Genomic DNA, 2,776 nt, shown 5'->3' with positions numbered 1-2,776 from the left:
AGCCAGTCGGCGCGCGCGATGCCGTAGCGGATCACCGCGTCGTTGAGGTTGCCGCCGTGTTCAAGCATGGGCGGCTCCGAACGACAACAGCGTGGACAGCAGCATGGCGGTCGCCAGCATCACCGTCAGCCACAGCATCGCCGTGCGCGACACCAGCGTCCAGGCGCGTGCAATGTCGCCGGCTACCGCGTCGCGGCCGATGCCGAGCGGCGGCCGTTGTTCGACTTCGCCGTCATAGATCGCCGCGCCGCCCAGCGCCAGTCCCAGCGCACCCGCGCCGGACGACATCACCGGCCCGGCGTTCGGACTGCTCCAGGCCGGCGCCTGTTCGTGCCAGCAGGTCCGCGCCTGACGCCAGTTGCCCAGCGCCGCATACGACAGCGCGGTCAGCCGCGCAGGAATCCAGTTGAGCGCATCGTCGAGGCGCGCCGCTGCGCAGCCGAACGCGAGGAAGCGCGACGTGCGGTAGCCCCACATGGCGTCGAGCGTATTGGCCAGGCGGAACAGCAAGGCGCCGGGACCGCCGGCGACGGCAAACCAGAACAAGGTGCCGAAGACGGCGTCGTTGCCGTTTTCCAGCAACGATTCGACGGCGGCCTTGGCCAGGTCGGTTTCCTGTGATTGCGTGGTGTCGCGGCTCACGATGCGGCCGGTCAATGCGCGCGCCGCCGCCAGGTCGCCGTCTTTCAGCGCCGCCGCAATCGGCATGACGTGGTCGCGCAGGCTGCGCAGGCCGATGCAGAAATACAGCAGCAGCACGTGCCAGGCAGCCGCCAGCCACAGCGATTGACGCGCCAGCAGGATGGTCGCCGCGCAAGCCAGCGCCACCGGCGGCAACACTGCCAGCAGCCAGGCGAACACGCCACGCGCATAACTGCCCGGCTGCCGGTTCAGGCGGCGCTCGAGGCACTGCACATAGCGACCGAAGCCGACCAGCGGATGCCAGCGCCGCGTCTCGCCCAGCAGCCAGTCGAGCGCCACGCCGGCCGCCATCAGCAGGGCCAGCAAGGTCATGTCGAAGGCGTTGAAAGCGCTCAGCATGCGCGTCCTTTCAGCTCCAGCGGCAAGCCGGCGGCAACGAATTGCACGCGCTCGCAGATCGCCGCGACGGCCTGGTTCAGGCGCCCCGCTTCGTCGACGAACCAGCGTGAAATCGCGCCCTGCGGCACGATGCCCATGCCGACTTCGTTGGACACCAGCACCACGTCGCCCGGCGCCTGCGACAACGCTTGCAGGAAGCGCTCGCGTTCCGCCGCAAAGCGTGCCGGCGCTTCGATGCGGCCGATTTCCGGATATTCTTTTGGTTCGCTGAACAGCAGGTTCGACAGCCAGACGGTCAGGCAATCCACCAGCACGACGTTGCCGGGGCGGCTGGCGCGTGCGATGGCGTCGCCCAGCGCGAGTTGTTCTTCCACGGTTTCCCAATGGGCGTATTGGGCGCTGCGCTGTTGCCGGTGCAAGGCGATGCGCGCCGCCATTTCATCGTCGCCGACGGCGGCCGTGGCGATGTAGATCACCGGCTTGCCGGCGGCTGCCGCCAGCCTCTCCGCCTGCGCGCTCTTGCCCGAGCGCGCGCCGCCGAATACCAGGGTGCGGGTTGTTTCCTGATTCATTTCCTGACTTATTTCCCGATTCATTTCCTGACTCATTGTTGTTTTTCCTTGTTTCCCCACGCATCGCTGAACACCAGGTCGTCCAGCGATTGCCGCGCCGCCCAGCCCTCTTGCTCCAGCATCGGGCGCGCATAGAATTCCCTGACGTGTCCCAGGCAGATCACCGCCACCGGCTTGGCGCCCGCCGGCATCGCCAGCAGCGTCGCCAGCTTGCCGGCATCGAACAGCGACACCCAGCCCATGCCGATGCCTTCTGCGCGGGCGGCCAGCCACATGTTCTGGATGGCGCAGGCGACCGAGGCCAGGTCCATCTCGGGCAAGGTGCGACGGCCGAATACATGACGCTCGCGATCGTCCATCAAGGCCGCCACCAGCAACTCGCCGCACTCGCGGATGCCTTCCACCTTGAGCCGCATGAATTCGTCTTCACGTTCATGCAACGCTTGCGCGGTGAGCACGCGTTCCTGCTCGACCAGCGCATGGATGGCGTCGCGACGGCTGCGTTCAGTGATGCGGATGAATCGCCATGGCTGCATGAAGCCCACGCTCGGTCCGAGATGCGCCGCTTCGAGCAACCGCTGCAGCAACGCAGGATCCAACGGCTCGGGCAAGAAATGGCGGATGTCGCGCCGCTCCGCGATCACGCGGTAAACGGTATCGATATCGGCCTGGCTGTAACGATGGCTCATGCCGGCGCCTCAATCTCTGGTGACGGCAGGAACAAGGCCGCCGCCGCTTCCGGCGACGAGGCAAAGTAGGCATGCAGATACGTCGCCGTCACACCGCGCACGCGATAGACGCGTTCGCCCGCCGAGGTGTCGTACAGGCGTTCGCCGGTGTAAGCGGCAGTCAACGCCGTCACCGTGGTCGAATAGTGGAAGGTATGGCAACGCAGCGTGCCCTGCGGCAGCGCGATGCTCTGGTAACCCAGTCCCTGCAAACGCCGCTGCATCACCGCACGACCGCTCAGCACGCCGAGCATGCGCGCCCGCGCGCCATCCTTGTCGCTCAGGCTTTCCAGCAGATAGAGCAGACCGCCGCATTCCGCATACAGCGGTTTGCCGGCGGCACAGTGCGCGAGCAGCGCCTGCTTCATGGCAAGGTTTCCCTGCAATTCCTGCAGGTGCAATTCGGGATAGCCGCCGGGCAGGTATATGCTGTCG

At 66.6% G+C, this 2,776-nt stretch carries 3 protein-coding genes and 1 pseudogene; all 4 read right to left on the bottom strand.

Going from position 1 to position 2,776, the window contains the following annotated elements; all coding sequences use genetic code 11:
* Positions 1-60 precede the first annotated feature (60 nt).
* Positions 61-1,041: an adenosylcobinamide-phosphate synthase CbiB gene (cbiB, locus tag HLUSI_RS0108790; RefSeq protein WP_016833612.1), complete on the bottom strand. Its 981-nt coding sequence runs from the start codon at positions 1,039-1,041 to the stop codon at positions 61-63.
* Positions 1,035-1,613 (bottom strand): bifunctional adenosylcobinamide kinase/adenosylcobinamide-phosphate guanylyltransferase, encoded by a 579-nt coding sequence (gene cobU / locus HLUSI_RS0108785; protein WP_016833611.1) that lies wholly within the window; start codon positions 1,611-1,613, stop codon positions 1,035-1,037. Before cobU ends, cbiB begins: the two co-directional genes overlap by 7 nt.
* 32 nt (positions 1,614-1,645) lie before the next feature.
* Positions 1,646-2,302, bottom strand: a complete 657-nt coding sequence (gene bluB, locus HLUSI_RS0108780) for a 5,6-dimethylbenzimidazole synthase (protein ID WP_016833610.1) — start codon at positions 2,300-2,302, stop codon at positions 1,646-1,648.
* Positions 2,299-2,776 (bottom strand): annotated as a pseudogene (locus HLUSI_RS0108775) (cobyrinate a,c-diamide synthase); the annotation flags it as partial. The pseudogene HLUSI_RS0108775 and the gene bluB, both read right to left, overlap by 4 nt.

Source organism: Herbaspirillum lusitanum P6-12, from assembly GCF_000256565.1.
GTDB classification, from domain to species: Bacteria; Pseudomonadota; Gammaproteobacteria; order Burkholderiales; family Burkholderiaceae_D; genus Herbaspirillum; species Herbaspirillum lusitanum.
Note: the sequence above shows the minus strand (reverse complement) of the source record. Positions and strands in the feature narration are given on the sequence as shown.

Coding starts and splice junctions, on each gene's coding strand:
- cbiB (WP_016833612.1), bottom strand. CDS start 1,041: ATGCTGAGCGCTTTCAACGCCTTCGACATGACCTTGCTGGCCCTGCTG.
- cobU (WP_016833611.1), bottom strand. CDS start 1,613: ATGAATCAGGAAACAACCCGCACCCTGGTATTCGGCGGCGCGCGCTCG.
- bluB (WP_016833610.1), bottom strand. CDS start 2,302: ATGAGCCATCGTTACAGCCAGGCCGATATCGATACCGTTTACCGCGTG.